At 47.1% G+C, this 16374-nt stretch carries 11 protein-coding genes; 3 read left to right on the top strand and 8 right to left on the bottom strand.

Annotation, left to right across the window (positions count from 1 at the left end; genetic code table 11):
- Positions 1 to 3: 3 nt before the first annotated feature.
- A complete protein-coding gene (locus NSS67_RS08495) occupies positions 4 to 2226 on the top strand; it encodes a glycosyl hydrolase family 18 protein (protein ID WP_339319146.1) in 2223 nt (740 codons plus the stop codon).
- Between the two features lie 118 nt (positions 2227 to 2344).
- Here the strand turns inward: NSS67_RS08495 and NSS67_RS08490 are convergent, their stop codons facing one another.
- The 3 genes from NSS67_RS08490 to NSS67_RS08480 form a co-directional block, all read right to left on the bottom strand.
- Positions 2345 to 2986, bottom strand: coding sequence for an XTP/dITP diphosphatase (locus tag NSS67_RS08490; protein WP_339319145.1), 642 nt, complete (start codon positions 2984 to 2986; stop codon positions 2345 to 2347).
- A 1-nt stretch (position 2987) separates the two neighbouring features.
- On the bottom strand, positions 2988 to 3746 hold the full coding sequence (gene rph / locus NSS67_RS08485; RefSeq protein WP_339319144.1) for a ribonuclease PH: 759 nt from the start codon (positions 3744 to 3746) through the stop codon (positions 2988 to 2990).
- Positions 3747 to 3897: 151 nt separating this feature from the next.
- A complete protein-coding gene (locus tag NSS67_RS08480; protein WP_339320544.1) occupies positions 3898 to 5019 on the bottom strand; it encodes a GerMN domain-containing protein in 1122 nt (373 codons plus the stop codon).
- Positions 5020 to 5292: 273 nt separating this feature from the next.
- Here NSS67_RS08480 and NSS67_RS08475 point away from each other — a divergent pair, with 273 nt between their 5' ends.
- Together NSS67_RS08475 and NSS67_RS08470 are read left to right on the top strand one after the other, a co-directional pair.
- On the top strand, positions 5293 to 5901 hold the full coding sequence (locus tag NSS67_RS08475; protein ID WP_339319143.1) for a phosphatidylglycerophosphatase A: 609 nt from the start codon (positions 5293 to 5295) through the stop codon (positions 5899 to 5901).
- A gap of 265 nt (positions 5902 to 6166) precedes the next feature.
- A complete protein-coding gene (locus NSS67_RS08470; protein ID WP_339315492.1) occupies positions 6167 to 7282 on the top strand; it encodes an IS110 family transposase in 1116 nt (371 codons plus the stop codon).
- A 1740-nt stretch (positions 7283 to 9022) separates the two neighbouring features.
- Here the strand turns inward: NSS67_RS08470 and NSS67_RS08465 are convergent.
- From NSS67_RS08465 to NSS67_RS08445, 5 genes are all read right to left on the bottom strand, one after another.
- A complete protein-coding gene (locus tag NSS67_RS08465) occupies positions 9023 to 10141 on the bottom strand; it encodes an MBL fold metallo-hydrolase (RefSeq protein WP_339319142.1) in 1119 nt (372 codons plus the stop codon).
- A gap of 39 nt (positions 10142 to 10180) precedes the next feature.
- Positions 10181 to 10915: a class I SAM-dependent methyltransferase gene (locus NSS67_RS08460; RefSeq protein ID WP_339319141.1), complete on the bottom strand. Its 735-nt coding sequence runs from the start codon at positions 10913 to 10915 to the stop codon at positions 10181 to 10183.
- Between the two features lie 149 nt (positions 10916 to 11064).
- Complete coding sequence (locus NSS67_RS08455; RefSeq protein WP_339319140.1) at positions 11065 to 12762, bottom strand: alpha-glucosidase; 1698 nt, start codon at positions 12760 to 12762, stop codon at positions 11065 to 11067.
- A 71-nt stretch (positions 12763 to 12833) separates the two neighbouring features.
- Positions 12834 to 14483 carry a response regulator gene (locus tag NSS67_RS08450; protein WP_339319139.1) on the bottom strand — a complete coding sequence of 550 codons (1650 nt, stop codon included), beginning with the start codon at positions 14481 to 14483 and terminating at the stop codon, positions 12834 to 12836.
- Positions 14484 to 16301 carry a sensor histidine kinase gene (locus NSS67_RS08445; protein ID WP_339319138.1) on the bottom strand — a complete coding sequence of 606 codons (1818 nt, stop codon included), beginning with the start codon at positions 16299 to 16301 and terminating at the stop codon, positions 14484 to 14486.
- Positions 16302 to 16374 lie beyond the last annotated feature (73 nt).

Below are 16374 nucleotides of genomic sequence, written 5' to 3'. Positions count from 1 at the left end.
TAAATGAAGATAAGTACACGCACTAGGCGTAGTAAGTCCGCACGCTACATTGCGGCCTTACTGAGCGCCATCATTCTGCTTCCGTTTTACACAAGTGCAGGTGGATCGTCACAAGTGGCCTTAGCAGCAGGAACAACGCCAGCTGCTCCCGCTCCGGCTGCAGATCATCCTCGTAAGATTGTTGCTTACTTCCCTGAGTGGGGAGATCAGGAGAATAAAGGATTTTATACCGTCGACAAAATACCGTGGGGTAAGATCACTCACATTAACTATGCATTCGCCAAGGTAAACACTCAAACGAATAAGATTGAATTGATGGACCGTACAGCAGCCATCGAAAAAGATTACCCTGACCAGCTGACCAATTTACCGTATAAAGGACATTTTAACCAGCTCGTAAAATATAAGCAGCTATATCCCGATGTCCGCACCCTGATTTCGGTTGGTGGCTGGTCGGGGTCTGGTGGCTTTTATAACATGGCCAATTCGGAGGCTGGCCGCGAGGCGTTTGCGAATAGCGTCGTGGATTTTCTACGTACCTACCAGTTCAACGGTGTGGACATTGATTGGGAGTACCCATCCGGTACTGGCCAGTCAGGTAACCCGAATGACTTCGGTGTGGCTGAGCCGCTGCGCACAGTGAACTACAATAACTATGTTCTTCTCATGAAAAAGCTCCGCGAAAAGCTAGATCAGGCTGGCGCACAGGACAATCAGAAATATGACCTAACCATAGCCGCAACTGCCTCCTCCTGGATTCTAGGTGGGATGAAGCTAGGGGAAGCTAACCAGTATTTAGACTGGGCGAACCTCATGACCTATGATTTCCACGGCGCGTGGAACGGATATGTAGGGCCGCATTCCGCCCTGTACCCGGATTCTCGCGATACCGAAACAGTAGCGCTAGGCACTCCGGTTCTGAATACTGACTGGGCCGTTCGATACTATTTAGGAACGCTCCCTCCGGAAAAAATCGTCATCGGAGTTCCTTATTACTCACGAGGCTGGAAGAATGTGAATGGAGGAATCAACAACACAGGTCTTTACGGTACAGCTCCTACAACCGGAGGTGGAGCCGACGGCGTATACGGAATCTGGAATGATCCTGCACCAGAGCAGCCGGCTGGCGCAAATCCAATCTGGCATGTGCTGAATCTGCTCAAAGATCCAGCTAATAAGCGTTTCTTCGATCCTGTTACCAAAACCCCATACTTGTACAACGCAGATAAGAGGGTTTTTCTTACGTATGAAGACAAGGAATCTCTCGGCTACAAACTGGACTATATCAAGCAAAAAGGCTTAGGAGGGATGATGTTCTGGGAATTGACAGGCGACTACTCTGAAAAAAGTGATGGCACCTATACGTATGGCAACTCGTTGACCGATTTTGCCTACGACCAGCTTAAGTCAGCCTCTCTGCCAGGTGGACTTCCAAAGCCACAACTACCTGCGCCTACGAACTTCAGTCTTAGCTTCAGTGGTGCTTACGATCATCCGAATTACACTTACTCCCTGAAAATAACCAATAACACAGGCGCGGATATTCCCGGTGGCTGGAAGCTAGAATTCGATCTACCGACTACAACAACCCTGACCTCTGCATGGGGAGCTGGTACAGTAGAGCAAATCTCTACGGCATGGGACTTTAACCGCTATCGTATTACCGGGACGGCATCCCAAGCCATTGCAAACGGAGCCACACTAGAAATTCCGGGCATGATGAAGCTGAATTTCTCGGGCGGCCCGCAGCGAATTACGCTGAACGGAAGCTCCTCCCAGCAGGAATACGACAAGCTGTATGGAGGCATCACGCCAACGCCTACTCCTACAGCAACGCCATCTGCGTCACCAACGGCAACACCGACAACCACACCGTCCGTTACGCCGACAGCAACCATAGCACCTACTCCAACACCAACTGTTGCACCAACGCCAACTGCAACTGCGACACCTACTCCAACACCAACCGTTGCACCAACGCCGACTGCAACTGCGACACCTACTCCAACACCAACCGTTGCACCAACGCCGACTGCAACCGCGACACCCACTTCAACGCCAACCGTAACGCCGAGTCCGGGTATATCGGTCTGGGCAGCGGGAGTTGCATACAAAGTAGGTGATAAGGTTAGCTACAATGGTATAACGTATACATGTCTACAGCCCCATACTTCACTTCTGGGCTGGGAACCGACAGCAACCCCCGCACTCTGGAAGCTGAACTAATCCATTAAAATTATAAGTTTAGCCTTATAACCAAAAGAAGCTTGCAAGCCAAGGTTTACACCTTGGGCCTGCAAGCTTCTTTATTACATCTCTCATGCGTCCGCATGGAGCGCTTGGATTAGGAATTCAAGTCATCTGCAGCTGCCAGCTTCTCCGTCAGCAAGCGCAGTGCAGTTCCCCGGTGGCTGATTCGCTGCTTCTCTTCCAGCGTTAGCTCGGCCATTGTCTTTTCATATTCTGCCAAGTAAAACAACGGATCGTAGCCAAACCCTCCACCACCAGCAGGTTCGGATGTGATCCAGCCTTCCACCGTACCTTCAGCGGTTAGATCACGTCCCGAACTTGGATCGTATAAGGATAATGTACAAACAAATCGGGCTGTACTTAGCAAAGGCTGTCCGGTATCCTCGCCCTGTTTCAGCTTCTCAAGCTCGCTAAGCAGCTTTAGATTGTTCTCTTCATCTCCCGCATCTTCCCCTGCATAACGTGCAGAGTATACACCCGGTTTGCCATCCAAAGCATCTACACAAAGACCCGAATCATCTGCTAGTACCGGGATTCCTAGAGCGTCGCCTACCGCTTTGGATTTTTTAAAGGCGTTCTCGGCAAAAGTGGCTCCGTCCTCTACCACATCGGGCAGATCCGGATAATCGTACATACTTTTTACTGTCAGCCCCAGCGGGGCAAAAGCATGCTCGAATTCGCGTACTTTCCCCTTATTCTTCGTCGCAACAATGAGAATGCCGCCGTCAGACTTCATGCTACACCTCTTGGCCTGGCTGGCCGGAAGGGATTTTGAGAGCAATCGCTCCCAGCGCTTCTTTCTGCGCAGCAATTAGCTCATAGATTCCCTTTTCACCTAGACCTAGCAAAAGATCCAGCTCTTGACGAGTGAAAGGTCTTTCTTCGCCTGTCCCCTGTAGTTCAACAAAGGCACCGCCGCCTGTCATGACTACATTCATATCCACTTTTGCTTTGGAATCCTCTTCATAATTCAAATCCAGCAGCGTTTTATCCCCTACAACACCGACACTGATTGCCCCCAAAAAATCTGTTATAGGAAATACAGCCAGCTTGTGCTGAAGTGCAATTTTGTTAATAGCAAATGCCATAGCAACAAAAGCACCCGTAATCGAAGCGGTCCGCGTACCACCATCTGCCTGAATCACATCACAGTCCAGCGTAATACTACGCTCGCCTAACGCTTGTAAATTCACTACGGAACGAAGCGCTCGTCCGATCAGCCGTTGGATTTCCATGGTGCGTCCAGTAAGCTTTCCGCGTGCAGCTTCGCGCTGATTACGGGATTGAGTTGCCCGAGGAAGCATCGAATATTCAGCGGTTACCCAGCCTTTTCCTTGTCCTTTAAGAAAAGGAGGTACTTTTTCTTCCACAGTAGCCGTACAAATGACTTTGGTATCTCCCATCTCAATGATCACGGAGCCCTCAGCATATTTATTCGTTTGGGTCGTTATTGTTAGCGGCCGTAATTGGTCGTCGTTTCGCCCGTTTGATCTCATCTTTTCTGCCTCCTACATCGTATAGCTAAATAGTTTAGCGCGAGTCCCGTTTCCCCGTAGCACACGGCTTGGGACGTTACGTCTTTTTGAGCAACTTTTATTCTACCAAAGAGGAGGCACAAAAGCATCTTTTTAACCTTACGGGGTCATTCTATAACGGGAGCTCGTTCAAATATTCTGGTGCGGAAACGGGTTTGCTGTAATCTACATTATCCGTATCTGTAATCGACTCCTTGCCGTTTAAGCGAATTTGCACAAGGGCATCGTCTGAATTTTGCGCAACAGTCAGCACAACCGATTCCAGCATTTCGGCCGGTACGCCCTTACCGTCTGCGAACATATCATCCGTCAAGGATACGGTAACTACACCGTTCTGCCCAGCATCTACAGATTCAAGTATCGTTCCCTGCGTCATGACCATTTCCAGCCCATTTCCGGATTCAGGTCCTGCAATCAATTCGTTTAAAGCTGCAGTCAGCTGTTCTTGTCCGGCGGGTACAAAGCGGGTTACAGGTACATAATATTGGATACCATCAGGAGATGTTGTAGAAAAATAAACAGTAACCGCACTTGAGTTCATCAGAAGTGGTCCTTGCTTCGGCAAGTTTATGCCCATTGTGCGGGATAATGGACGATCCAGCGGCGTGCTTTGAAGAGGCATCTCTGTGAGCTTTTTACCATCTACCCAGAGCTGTACGCTTTTAATGTTATCTTGACCGGTCAGCGTCCAAGTGATTGCTTCGAGGATTTTGCGTTCCTCTAAAGGATCATAGTTATTGAATTCTGAATTAAATTCAACAACCGCCAAATTCGACTTGTCTACCGTAATACTTTGTACTTCCGTTCCAGCTGGCAGAACGCCTTTGAATCCTTCAGGCAGTGCTGAAGCATATTCTCCCTTGCTCACTAGTGCCATTAACGAGTTTTTGAGTGCGGCGGAATCTTTACTCTTTGGCAGGCTTAGGGATACCGGAGCGAGTAATCCATTACCATCTTCCAAAAATACAGTTGTCCGGTCTCCGGAAGCACTGCTCTGAGGAGTTTTGGTGCTGCCCTTAACAGTTGTCTGTGTATCCTCCTGTGCCACCGGACCAAATACACCTGAATCCAAAGTAGTGTTTCCACTAGTCTGTAACATTTGCGCTTCTACCTCTGGTGGCGGAGCATCAATCGATGCCGATTCTGAACCAAACAGCCCACAGCCAGACAGTGCCAATGGAACTGCGAGTAAGCAGACTGCGGAGATCCCGCGGATTTGTTGCATAGGTTTCATCATTTATTACCCCTTTCAAGGTTAGATATCATTTGTACTGCTATGTATACGAGACCTTTGTCCAAAAAATAACAACAGCTTATCCTAAATTGTTGGAAAAGCCTGTGAGCTTCTTCTTCATGTCACGCGGGGCCTGAATTTCAGTTCACTGAAACTCCCCTCGCTGGACAATTACTTCCGGTAAACGTACAATCTGAGATAACAACAGTCCTTAACATCCTACTAACGTTTGCTGTAATGAAATGACTTACTAAACAACGAGGTGACTGAATCATGGCTGATGAAAAAATCGAAAAAATACCTTACAGTCTGAACAGCAAGGCGGTCGCAGATGCGACCAAATACTGGCTGAACAAGCGTGGAGTAACCCTGGAGGAAATCGCGGAGCTCGTTTTGTTTCTGCAACAGAAATACTATCCAAATTTAACGATGGATGAATGTATCCATAATGTAGAGATGGTACTCAGCAAGCGGGAAGTACAAAATGCAGTACTAACAGGTATTCAATTAGATGTACTGGCAGAAGAGGGCAAGCTGTTCTCCCCACTTCAGGATATGATCGAAAATGATGAGGGATTGTACGGCGTAGATGAGATTCTTGCCTTCTCTATCGTGAACGTATACGGCAGTATTGGCTTTACCAACTATGGCTATGTGGATAAGCTGAAGCCGGGCGTTCTTAAAAGATTAAATGACAAAGACACCGGACAGATCCACACCTACCTCGACGACATCGTCGGCGCCGTGGCGGCCGCAGCAAGCAGCCGAATCGCCCACCGCAAACAAGCGGAGCGCGAAATTGAGCTTGATCTGCCTCATACACCGGAGGATCGTGAAGAAGCCGCTAAGAAACTCGCGGAGTATGATGAAACTCCGGAATGAGGAGTTTCAGATACACCAGATGAAACTCCAGAGTAGAGAGTTTTAGACACACCAAATGAAACTCTGAGAAAAAAGCGACTGTTTCACAAGCCCTGCGGGCTGCTGAGACAATCGCTTTTTTGGGGTTCGTTGGGCTCGTTGGGCTCGTTGGGCTCGTTGGCTATAGTTATGATGAACGAAAGGCAGCCCCTGTTCGCACACCGTAGGTTAAAATGGAAGTTGAAGGACAACCATTTCAGAGCTACATGCGAAAGGAGCTGTTAATATGAAGAATACCATAAAATACGTAGGTTTGGATGTATCAAAAGAAAAAATTGCGGTGGCGATTGCAGATGAGGGTCGAGAACCCGCACGATATTATGGAGCCATATCTCATACCCCAGATGCTGTGGCTCGAATGATTCGGAAAATCAAAGGTACAGGGATTACACTGGAGGTCTGCTATGAAGCCGGGCCTACGGGGTACGACTTATATCGCTGGCTGACGAAAATGGGGATTTCCTGCGTGGTAATCGCACCTTCGCGTATGCCACAGCGTCCCGGCGATGCTATAAAAACCGATCGACGGGATGCTGAAAAACTGGCTCAACTGCACCGCGCAGGAGAATTGACTGCGATCCATGTGCCGACTCCTGAACTCGAAGCCTTAAGAGATCTCATTCGTGCACGAGAAGATGCTAGGCAGGACTTACATCGGGTTCGGCAACGGCTCATTCATTTTCTGTTGCGTCACCAAATTCACAAGCCAGAAGGCATGAAAAAACGTTGGACCAAAAGGTACCGGGAATGGCTGTCTATGTTGAAGTTTAATAATGTAGCTCAAGAAAAAGTTTTCGCGGAATCCCTGCAACAGCTCCGGGAAGTGGAGGAGCGAATCAAGCGACTTGAAGCCGCAATGCGAGAAGAAGCACAGATCTGTCCATACGCACCTGTCATTCAAGCGTTGCAAGGTCTGCGGGGAATTGCCCTGCTGACGGCTATGACTTTAGTTGTCGAGATTGGAAATTTTGAGCGTTTTCGTTCACCGGCTCAGCTCATGAGTTACCTGGGACTAGTGCCACGGGAGTATTCATCGGGAGCAAGTACCAAAAGAGGAAGTCTTACAAAAACCGGAAATTCCGGTGTGCGACGTGCACTGGTGGAGTCCGCATGGAGTTACCGTCACCGTCCTGCAGTTAAAGGAGATTTAGCAGTGCGCTTAGAGGGTCAGAGTGCTCATGTCCATGAAACGTCGTGGAAAGCCCAAGAACGGTTACACAGCAAGTATTTAAAGTTAGTCAGACGTGGGAAACACCGAAATTTAACTATGGCTGCGGTAGGTCGTGAGTTAGTTGGATTCATCTGGTCAATAGCGGTAGATGCAGAACGGAAAATGGCGTAGGTGAAATGAAAAAAACACAAAAAGTATACCCAAAAGATTTGAATTCTTGGGGCATGGAGACAAAGAGAAAGGTACGAGGAGAATCCGTGAATTCCCTATGCACAGGATCCCAGATCTGACGTGCGAAATTAGTTTGCGGAAGCTCCTTCGACGTAGGCATAATATGTGGTAACCAACCCACGGATAGCAGATTGCCAGCCGACGACTCGCATTTTGTCTCTGTGCCCAAGGAATTGAAAACCCTTTGGTTTAAAGGGGAAAACAGGGGTATTGACTAATTCGTTCATAGCAGGGAATTCCTCCCTATAAAATAACGATTTCGGCTCAAATCCAAGGATTATACGGAATTCTTCCATATAATCTCTATGAAAACCCCAATTTATAGCCAAATCAGTAGAAATATAGGGAGAGATTCCCTATAATCAGCTCTAGAATCATTAAACCCAAAATTATAGGGAGGAATTCCCTATAATCACTCACTATCCATACTCAGTTACTCCGCAACAAGTGTTTCTCCCACGCATTCGGACTCAGGAGACGCTATACTCAATAATCACCCTAAATTTGAAGACTTTCGGACTCCAGAGACGCTATTCGCTCAAAAATGACCGAACACACTACTCTGCACTAGTAATAACGCCTCTCCGGTCCGATACTAACCTCAAAAGCTCCAAAATCCACGAATAGCATCATCTGAGTCCGAATCCTTATGCTAACGAATGATTAGGGAAGCAATCGAAGGATAGAAAGGAAGATAATGGTACAGAGGGACGGTGGGACACTGGAACGATGACTAAAGAGTGCGAACCCGCTAACTTCACTATTACCTCACTCTAACTAAATTTCGCATATGCTGAATCTATAGCTCAAGTAACTTACCATCATCACCGCACATAATAACCCAAGTAACTTCCACCAACCTCCTTCACTGCACACAGTAACTCAAGTAACTACCATCTAACCTTCAGCATCGCACTCAGTAACTCTGATAACTTCCACCAACCATCTTCACCGCACTCAGTAACCCAAGTTACTTCCATCCAACCTTTAGTATCTCACTTAGTAACTCTAGTAACTTCCAGCTAACCTTCAGCATCGCACTCAATAACTCATATACTTCCACCAACCATCATCAACCGCACACAGTAACCCAAGTAACTTCCATCTAACCTTCAGCATCGCGCTCAGTAACCCCGGTAACTTCTACCAAACATCAGCATCGCACTCAGTAACTCAGGTAACTTCCACCAACCATCTTCATCTCACTCAGTAACTCAAGTAACTTCCATCTAACCATCAGCACGGCACTCATTAACTCAGATACTTCCACCCAACAACCATAACCTGACATTAACTTTCGTTTCCCAAAAATCCTCTAACTAAGCTGCTCCCTACATCATCTATCCTTACCTACTCAGCACTTTTCGCCTCCAATCCAGCCACGCCTTACTCAGCACTTCTTGCCTCCAATCAGCCATGCCTTATCCAGCACCTCTTATCTCATGAGCCCTTTCTTTATTTAAAAGCCTTTCTCGCACAAATATCTGCCTGTAACAACAGTTCCCTATCTCACGAGTAACGCCAACTATTACACACACCAAATCACTCCCACCACCACTTAAATCCGGTTTTTAACACTTAATCTTCTCTATACATTAGTTACTCAAATAAAAAAAGAGCATTCCCCACAAGCAGGACTGCTCCTTAACTTTCCATTACACTTCGATCTCGCAAGATACTCTAACTGAAATGCTCTCCAACACTTTCAGGCGCAGCGAACAAAAATCCACCGTCCACTTCCAGCATGACCGCTCGCTCCCGGCGCACCAACTCCGCCAAATGCGCCAATGTCTCACTCATCGCAAAGCGCATCTGGTGAACGGTGGTTACTCGGCTGCGAAACAGGATTTCGCACACTGCGAATCCGCTTAGCGGGCCGCTAACTAGCAGGGCCGCCGCGGTATCCAGCCGCTCCTCATGATGAGCAAGCAGGCTGTTTACCCGTTGCGCGAAGCCAGCGAATGGCTCGCGATGTCCTGGGAACGCCATGCTTACCGAATAGCTGCCCAGCTCCCGCAGCCCCTGAAGGAACGTCTGCAGCGGCTGCGGATCGCTGCCTGGCAGCAGGCTGACATTGGGCGAGATCTGCGGCAACACAGCATCCCCGCAGATCATTTGCCCGCTGCCAGCATGATACAGACTCACATGCCCCGGGGCATGTCCGCCCGTTACGATAAGCTGCCATTCACGGCAACCCATCCTGAAGGGCTCCGCCACATTCAGATAAGACACGACAGGCTGCGGCTCCACTTGAGAATTAAAGCTTTCCAAATGTGCTTTAATCCCGTTCGACCACTGCTCCGTCATTCCATGCCGGATGAAATTAACCGGTAAGATCTCATTTATTCCAACATCATTGTCTACACCATTCTCAGTATCGTTTCCTACATCTTTCCCTCTATCTTTTCCCGTATGATTACCTACATCTTTACCTCTATATTCATCCGTATCATCACCAGAACCTTCGCCCCACATCAACCTAGCCTCCGCATGAGCGCGCTCCGTCATCCACACCTTACAGCCACTCTGCGACTGCAGCCAGCCAGCTAATCCGTAATGATCGGGATGATGATGCGTAACGAGGATATCCCGCACATCCTTCCACGACAAGTTCAGCTCCTGCATAATACCAAGCCAGCACTTCTCTGTGTCCGGGCTGCGCGGACCGGGATCGATAATAGTAATTCTGCCATCTTCATCAGGAAGAATGTAGCTGTTCACCTGACGAAGGGGCGAATCCATGGGCACCGAGACCTGGAGAATGTTCTTGTCCCATGAAGTAATCTCTGCTTTGGACATGGAGCGTTCACCACCTTTGAATCTTTTTCCGGAAACCATTTAGGGACGTATTCCACTAAAGATCATCCGAGTGGACCTTTCCGCATCATAAACCTCATCTTCATAGCTGCCATGTACAGCTTCGAGCTGCAAGCCCGCTTTCTCGATCATCGCTCTGAAATCCTCCAGTGAATATAGCTTCACACGCTCATGATATTGACGAGGTGTAGGGTCATTCTTGGCGGTTAGAATGATGTCCTTCTTCACGTAACCATCCTCAATCCGGCGTGACTCATCAATCAAATTATTTCCATCCTCACGCGTAGAATGCGGCACCAGATTGCGAATCACATACGAAGGGTTCAAAAAATCAATAACGAACTTGCCACCCGGCTTCAGCAAACGGCAAATTTCACGCAGAACCTTTATTTGCTCTTCATCCTTCTCAAAATAACCAAAAGAAGTGAACAGATTTACCACTGCATCGAATCCTCCATCTAGTGGTAAATCACGCATGTCGGAACGAAGCCAGGTTATCTGCTCCGCCCCTTTTTGAGATCTTGCTTCATGCAGCAATACCTCTGATAAATCTACTCCCGTAACCTTATACCCTGCTTCCGAAAGCGCCAGAGAATGACGTCCCATGCCACAACATAAATCCAGCACTGTGGAGCCTGACGGTAGCCCCAGCCACGAAATCATCTGTTCCACTTCTTTTCGAGCTCCACCAAAGTCTCGATGTTTATATACGATCAGATAGTCCTCTCCGAAGCTCTTTTCATACCATTCAGTCATGTTGTCTCTCCTCCCACAGGCGTCTACCTGTAACTCCACTCTATGTATGTTAATGTAACGCCATTGTACAGTCTTTTGCAGACAAACTCAAAGAAGAGTCATCACAAGGACCTCTCGGCGCTTAATGACAACTCTTCTTGTAACTTCCTTTACACAAGCTGCTGCAAATAGACTCGTGCCTCATAAGGACGAAGCTTGAGAGAACTGATATCCTCATTTTTGGACACTGTATAATTACTTATTAATAGCTCCAGCTGATCTGGATCTGCATCAAACCCCGCTGGCCATTCGAATACAGGCTCTCCATCAAAAAAATTCAAAATAACCAACAGTCGTTGATCCTCTAAAGTTCTGGTGTACGCGTAAATCTCTGTATGCTCAGCGAGCAGTAAATCATATGATCCGTACACGATCACCTTATGTTTCTTTCTTAATGCAATCAGTTGTTTGTAGTAGTTGTAGATGGAATCGGGATCTTTAACCGCATTGCCAGCGTTAATCTCCATATAGTTGGAATTCACTTTAATCCAAGGCTCACCTGTTGTAAAACCACCCGCGTGACTATCATCCCACTGCATCGGAGTGCGGGCATTGTCCCGGCTTTTGTGATGAATTGCAGACATAATGTCCGCTTCAGGAACACCATTTCTTCGCTTTTCTTCATAATAATTAAGTGTCTCCACATCCCGGTAATCATCAATGGAATCGAAACAAACATTCGTCATTCCAATTTCTTCGCCTTGATAAATATAAGGTGTGCCTTCTAGCATATGAATGAAGGTTGCCAGCATTTTGGCCGAAGGAATCCGGTAAAAAAGATCGTTCCCGAACCGAGACACTGCGCGCGGCTGGTCATGATTACATAAATAGTTCGCATTCCAGCCTCTGTTATGCAGAACCGTCTGCCAGCTGCTCATGATCTTTTTCAGCTCTAGGAGACTCCATGGGACTACATCCCATTTTCCACTACCCGGCGAAGCGGCATCTAGAAACATATGCTCAAACTGAAAAGTCATGTTTAGCTCCCGACGCCCATCACCAACATAATCCAGCGCCTGCTCTGGCCCTAGTCCCGAGGTCTCTCCTACCGTCATAATATCGTAGAAATAAAGTACCTTATCGTATAGATTCTGTAGCAAGGTATGCACATCCTCCAGATTCGAGAACATCCCATAGGCCCTTACAGTAGGTGTTCCGTCCGGGTTATCCGCATCCGGATATCCTTTCGTCTTCACGATATGTGCAATCGCATCAAAACGAAATCCATCCACGCCCTTCTTCAGCCACCACTCTACCATCTCATGCAGCTTATCAATGACCACCGGATTCTCCCAGTTCAGATCGGGCTGATATTTGGAGTAGAGATGAAGATAATATTCATCCGTATGCGGATCAAGCTCCCAGACTGAACCGCTGAAATAAGACTCCCAGTTGTTCGGGGAACCGCCATTTTTACCTTTTCGCCAAATATAATAGTCCCGTTTCGGGTTGTCCTTCGACGATCTAGATTCAACAAACCAAGGATGCTCGTGTGACGTGTGATTCAGCACCAAATCCATCATCAGCTTCATTCCACGTGAGTGCAACTCACTTAGCAATTGGTCAAAATCATCCATCGTGCCGAATTCCTTCATAATGTCACAATAATCACTGATATCATAACCGTTATCATGGTTAGGAGATTTATAAATAGGACAGACCCAGATTACATCTACACCTAGGTCCTGCAAATAATCCAGCCTAGAGATAATCCCTCGTAAGTCTCCGATTCCATCTCCGTTACTGTCCATGAAGCTGATCGGATAAATCTGGTACACGACGCTTTCTTTCCACCATTTGGGGTTCATTTCTCGGTTACCTCCTATTTAGCTATATGTAGAGTTTAACCACACAGAGCCTAGTAGATAACAATTCCCCCCTACTTCCCAAGTCCCTTTTGATATTGTGAGGGTGTGAGTCCCGTCCATTTTTTAAAAGTAGCACTGAAGTGGCGCTCTTCCCCGTAACCAACTAATTTGGCGACCGCGTACATCTTAAGATTTTGGCGGAGCAGCTTTTTCGCTTCTTCTACCCGGTATTGATGCAAATAATCGAGAAAGTTCACACCAAGCTCCTGACGGAATAGTGAGCTCAAATAAGTATTAGAGACATAAGCTTCCTTCGCGACATACTCTAATGTCAGATTGGTATTGTATTTGTTGCGGATGATCTCCATGGCAGTAACTACTGTGCGATGCAGCGGACGATGCTTGGAAAAAGCCTCCACCACATTCTGCATAACCTTATTCAAAATCGTAGACAATTCTTCCAACGTCTCTATCTGTGGTGCCTGCTCCATCCAATTGACCAAATACTGCTTCCATTCGAAGCCAGCGACTTGTTTTTCCTGCGCGAGTCTCTTTAATTGAACTACAAAGGCAGTTGCACGAATATTCACCTCTTGCTTGAGACATCCCGGGTTGCCGCGAAAACGATCCAGCCATTTCTCCAGCAGATCGAGTGCGAGCTCATTGCTCCCTGCACCAACCGCCACTAGCATCTCATCCTCCAACACATTTAATTCAGGATCATCTAAAATCCCGATTTCCTGCGGACCTCCGCCAATAACTCCCGTGCCTTCTGTATAAAAATAGACACCGCCTTTTCCGTTCAGAAATCGCGATTCCATCGCCTGAAGGGCCTCTTTATACGACAAATGAGCTTCAGAAATATCCGAGCGACAGGAGCCAACGGCAATACTGATCGACAGCTTGAGGTATTTCTCCAGATTGCTCTGCAGCTTCTCAATCTGCTCTTTCAACTGGAGGGGTGCTCGGTAAGGCTTGCGAGAATCCGTTCCGCCTAAGCCGCTGCCAATCCAGAGCAGGTTATTCCCATCATGAAAAGTCTCAATCTTTCCTCTATAGATGGGCGACAATGTCTCACTAATAATATTTAACGCTGCGTAACGCAGAAGTACAAAATCCTGTCCTGTGCCTGCAGCGGAGGGTGGGTCAAAATCGAAGCTGACAAGACCAATCTGCGGCCCTTCAAAGCCAATCGCCATAGATAACTCTCCGATTAGCTCCTGACGCCGTTCTAGCGGAACCGGTGGATGATAAATCCATTGAGACAGAACCTGGCTTTTTACAAGCGGCGCATTTTTATGCCAGGAACGCTCTTTTTTAAGCTGTTCATCCTCCTGATTTCGTTGTCTTTCAATGAGCTCCTTCGCCTTCAATACCGTCTTCAGAATTTCCTCAGGTCGGCATGGCTTCAGCACATAATCAACAACACCTAGGGAAATCGCTTGCTTCGCATAAGAGAACTCGTTATATCCGGATAAAATAATCGACCGGAAGCCATAACCTCTGCGCCGTGCGATTTCAATCAGCTCCAGACCATCCATTTGTGGCATACGGATATCCGTTAACAGAAGATCGGGCTGTTCCTTCTCCATCAAAGCCAGCGCTTCGCTTCCGTTCCCCGCCTCACCCATTACCTCAATCTGATGAGACTTCCAGTCAATCATGTTTACTATGCCCTCACGGATGGTGTCTTCGTCTTCAGCAATCAGCAGCTTCATCATTTATGGACCCTCCACAGTGATATGAATAATAATACGTGTGCCTGCCCCTTCCACACTCTCTAGTTGCAGAGAAGCTCCCGCAAAAAATAAGGCAAGTCGTTCCTGCACATTCATGAGCGCAAAGCCTGTACGTCCAACATTCTCTTCCTCAGCTAAAGAATTTCCCCTCGCTAAACGTTGATGTAGCTCTCGAAGTCTATCAGCCGTGATTCCTACACCATTATCCTGTACCTCAAGCACAATAGTCTGCTCTATACGGTAAGCGCGAACCGATATCAGTCCACTTCCAGACAGCGGTTCAATACCGTGAATTACTGCGTTCTCGGCCAGTGGCTGCAGCAGCAGCTTAGGTACTGTGAAATCCTTGATACTCTCATCCAAAGAAATCTCAAACTCAAAACGCTCTTTAAAGCGATTCTTTTGCAGGAATAAGTAATTGGTCACCAGTTCTACTTCCTGCTCCAAAGTAAACGTATCACGCCCATCATTTAAGCTGAGTCGGAACACCTGAGAGAGAGAATACACCATATCGGCAATTTCTTTATCTCCCTTTTTCTCTGCTTCCCAACAGATTGTATTTAGCGTGTTATATAAAAAGTGAGGCCTGATTTGAGCTTGAAGCGTTTTCAATTCTGCCTCCTGTTGCTTCATTTTAGAGGCGTATACATCGTTGATGAGCGATTTGATCCGCTGCACCATTAGATTATAACCATGTCCGAGTAAGCCGATCTCGTCATTCCCTTCAAAAAATACCCGCTGCGTGAAATCACCTGTCTGCAGTCTGCGCATCGAACGGGAAAGCTTCTTCAGTGGTTTCGTAATAGCGGCGGCTGCCAGCCAAGTAACCATTAGGCTTACCACTAAGCACAGAACAGCGATTGTCATCGTGACCTGTAAAATCTGACCGAGCTCTTTAACAAGCTGCCGTTTGGAATGAGCCACTACCACATACCAACCTGTCGTCTCCGACTGCAGATGTGATACAATCCACTGTTTATGATCCGCTGTAGACTCCAGCCTTTTTTTAACAGTCAACTGAGGGTCGCTATCCGCAAAATACGGAAGTTCCAGATCTCTTTTACCAATCCAGCTAGGATTCGAAGCCGTAATAATCAGCCCGTCTCGATCAAGCACGAACATATCTACATCATCTTCAGCATTGTCGAGATATTGGCTCCCAATCTTCCCTGCATCCACACCGATCACAGCAAGTCCTGCCGGCTTTAATGTGTAAATATTCTTGATAATTCTGGAGAGCAGAATCTTATGGTAATGATCGCCTACAAAAATGCCGTCAGTGGGTCTGGAGAGTCCAAAGGTAGGGCTACCAGCTGCTTTAATAGCTTCCCGATAATACGAGGTTTTGATAAAATCCGAGTACTTCATACCTGTCGTCAATCCTGCCTGATTCGCAGCAAAAGGCTCCGCCCCATTGTTCTGATCTTCTAAAGAGTATAGAATCAGTGACTGAATGGAATTGCCTGCAACCATCAGATTAGTAACCGTCTTAAATACAGAATTACGTTCCTTCTGCGCTTCAGACGATGCTAGGAGCCGCTGCACACTTTCATCCAGAAAGAGCGTATTCGAAAAAGATATCATACCTTTTACCATCTCATCGATCTGCTCTGCTGTTTTTTTGGTCAGATGGTCCTGTGACTGTTTCATTTTCTCCACAACCTGCTGCGAAGAGATCTGATAAGAGTTCCAGCCCATAGCGAATATGGTCACCAGAAGCAAAGGTACGAACCATAATAACAGCTTAAATTGGAGCGGAAGATGGCGATAACGGCTTACTAAGCGAATGTTTCGATTCATGAGAACCACCTTCATATATTTAGAAAAAGATGTGTAAACCAAGTATAACTGAAATCAATTAACCCTGAACCCG

It is taken from the genome of Paenibacillus sp. FSL R10-2734, assembly GCF_037963865.1.
Lineage (GTDB): Bacteria > Bacillota > Bacilli > Paenibacillales > Paenibacillaceae > Paenibacillus_AQ.
Note: the sequence above shows the minus strand (reverse complement) of the source record. Positions and strands in the feature narration are given on the sequence as shown.

Bases quoted from the DNA above. Each gene is read 5' to 3' on its own strand.
- NSS67_RS08460 (WP_339319141.1), bottom strand. From the start codon at position 10,915: ATGACTGAATGGTATGAAAAGAGCTTCGGAGAGGACTATCTGATCGTA.
- NSS67_RS08480 (WP_339320544.1), bottom strand. From the start codon at position 5,019: ATGAAACCTATGCAACAAATCCGCGGGATCTCCGCAGTCTGCTTACTC.
- NSS67_RS08445 (WP_339319138.1), bottom strand. From the start codon at position 16,301: ATGAATCGAAACATTCGCTTAGTAAGCCGTTATCGCCATCTTCCGCTC.
- NSS67_RS08450 (WP_339319139.1), bottom strand. From the start codon at position 14,483: ATGATGAAGCTGCTGATTGCTGAAGACGAAGACACCATCCGTGAGGGC.
- NSS67_RS08470 (WP_339315492.1), top strand. From the start codon at position 6,167: ATGAAGAATACCATAAAATACGTAGGTTTGGATGTATCAAAAGAAAAA.
- NSS67_RS08475 (WP_339319143.1), top strand. From the start codon at position 5,293: ATGGCTGATGAAAAAATCGAAAAAATACCTTACAGTCTGAACAGCAAG.
- rph (WP_339319144.1), bottom strand. From the start codon at position 3,746: ATGAGATCAAACGGGCGAAACGACGACCAATTACGGCCGCTAACAATA.
- NSS67_RS08495 (WP_339319146.1), top strand. From the start codon at position 4: ATGAAGATAAGTACACGCACTAGGCGTAGTAAGTCCGCACGCTACATT.
- NSS67_RS08465 (WP_339319142.1), bottom strand. From the start codon at position 10,141: ATGTCCAAAGCAGAGATTACTTCATGGGACAAGAACATTCTCCAGGTC.
- NSS67_RS08490 (WP_339319145.1), bottom strand. From the start codon at position 2,986: ATGAAGTCTGACGGCGGCATTCTCATTGTTGCGACGAAGAATAAGGGG.
- NSS67_RS08455 (WP_339319140.1), bottom strand. From the start codon at position 12,762: ATGAACCCCAAATGGTGGAAAGAAAGCGTCGTGTACCAGATTTATCCG.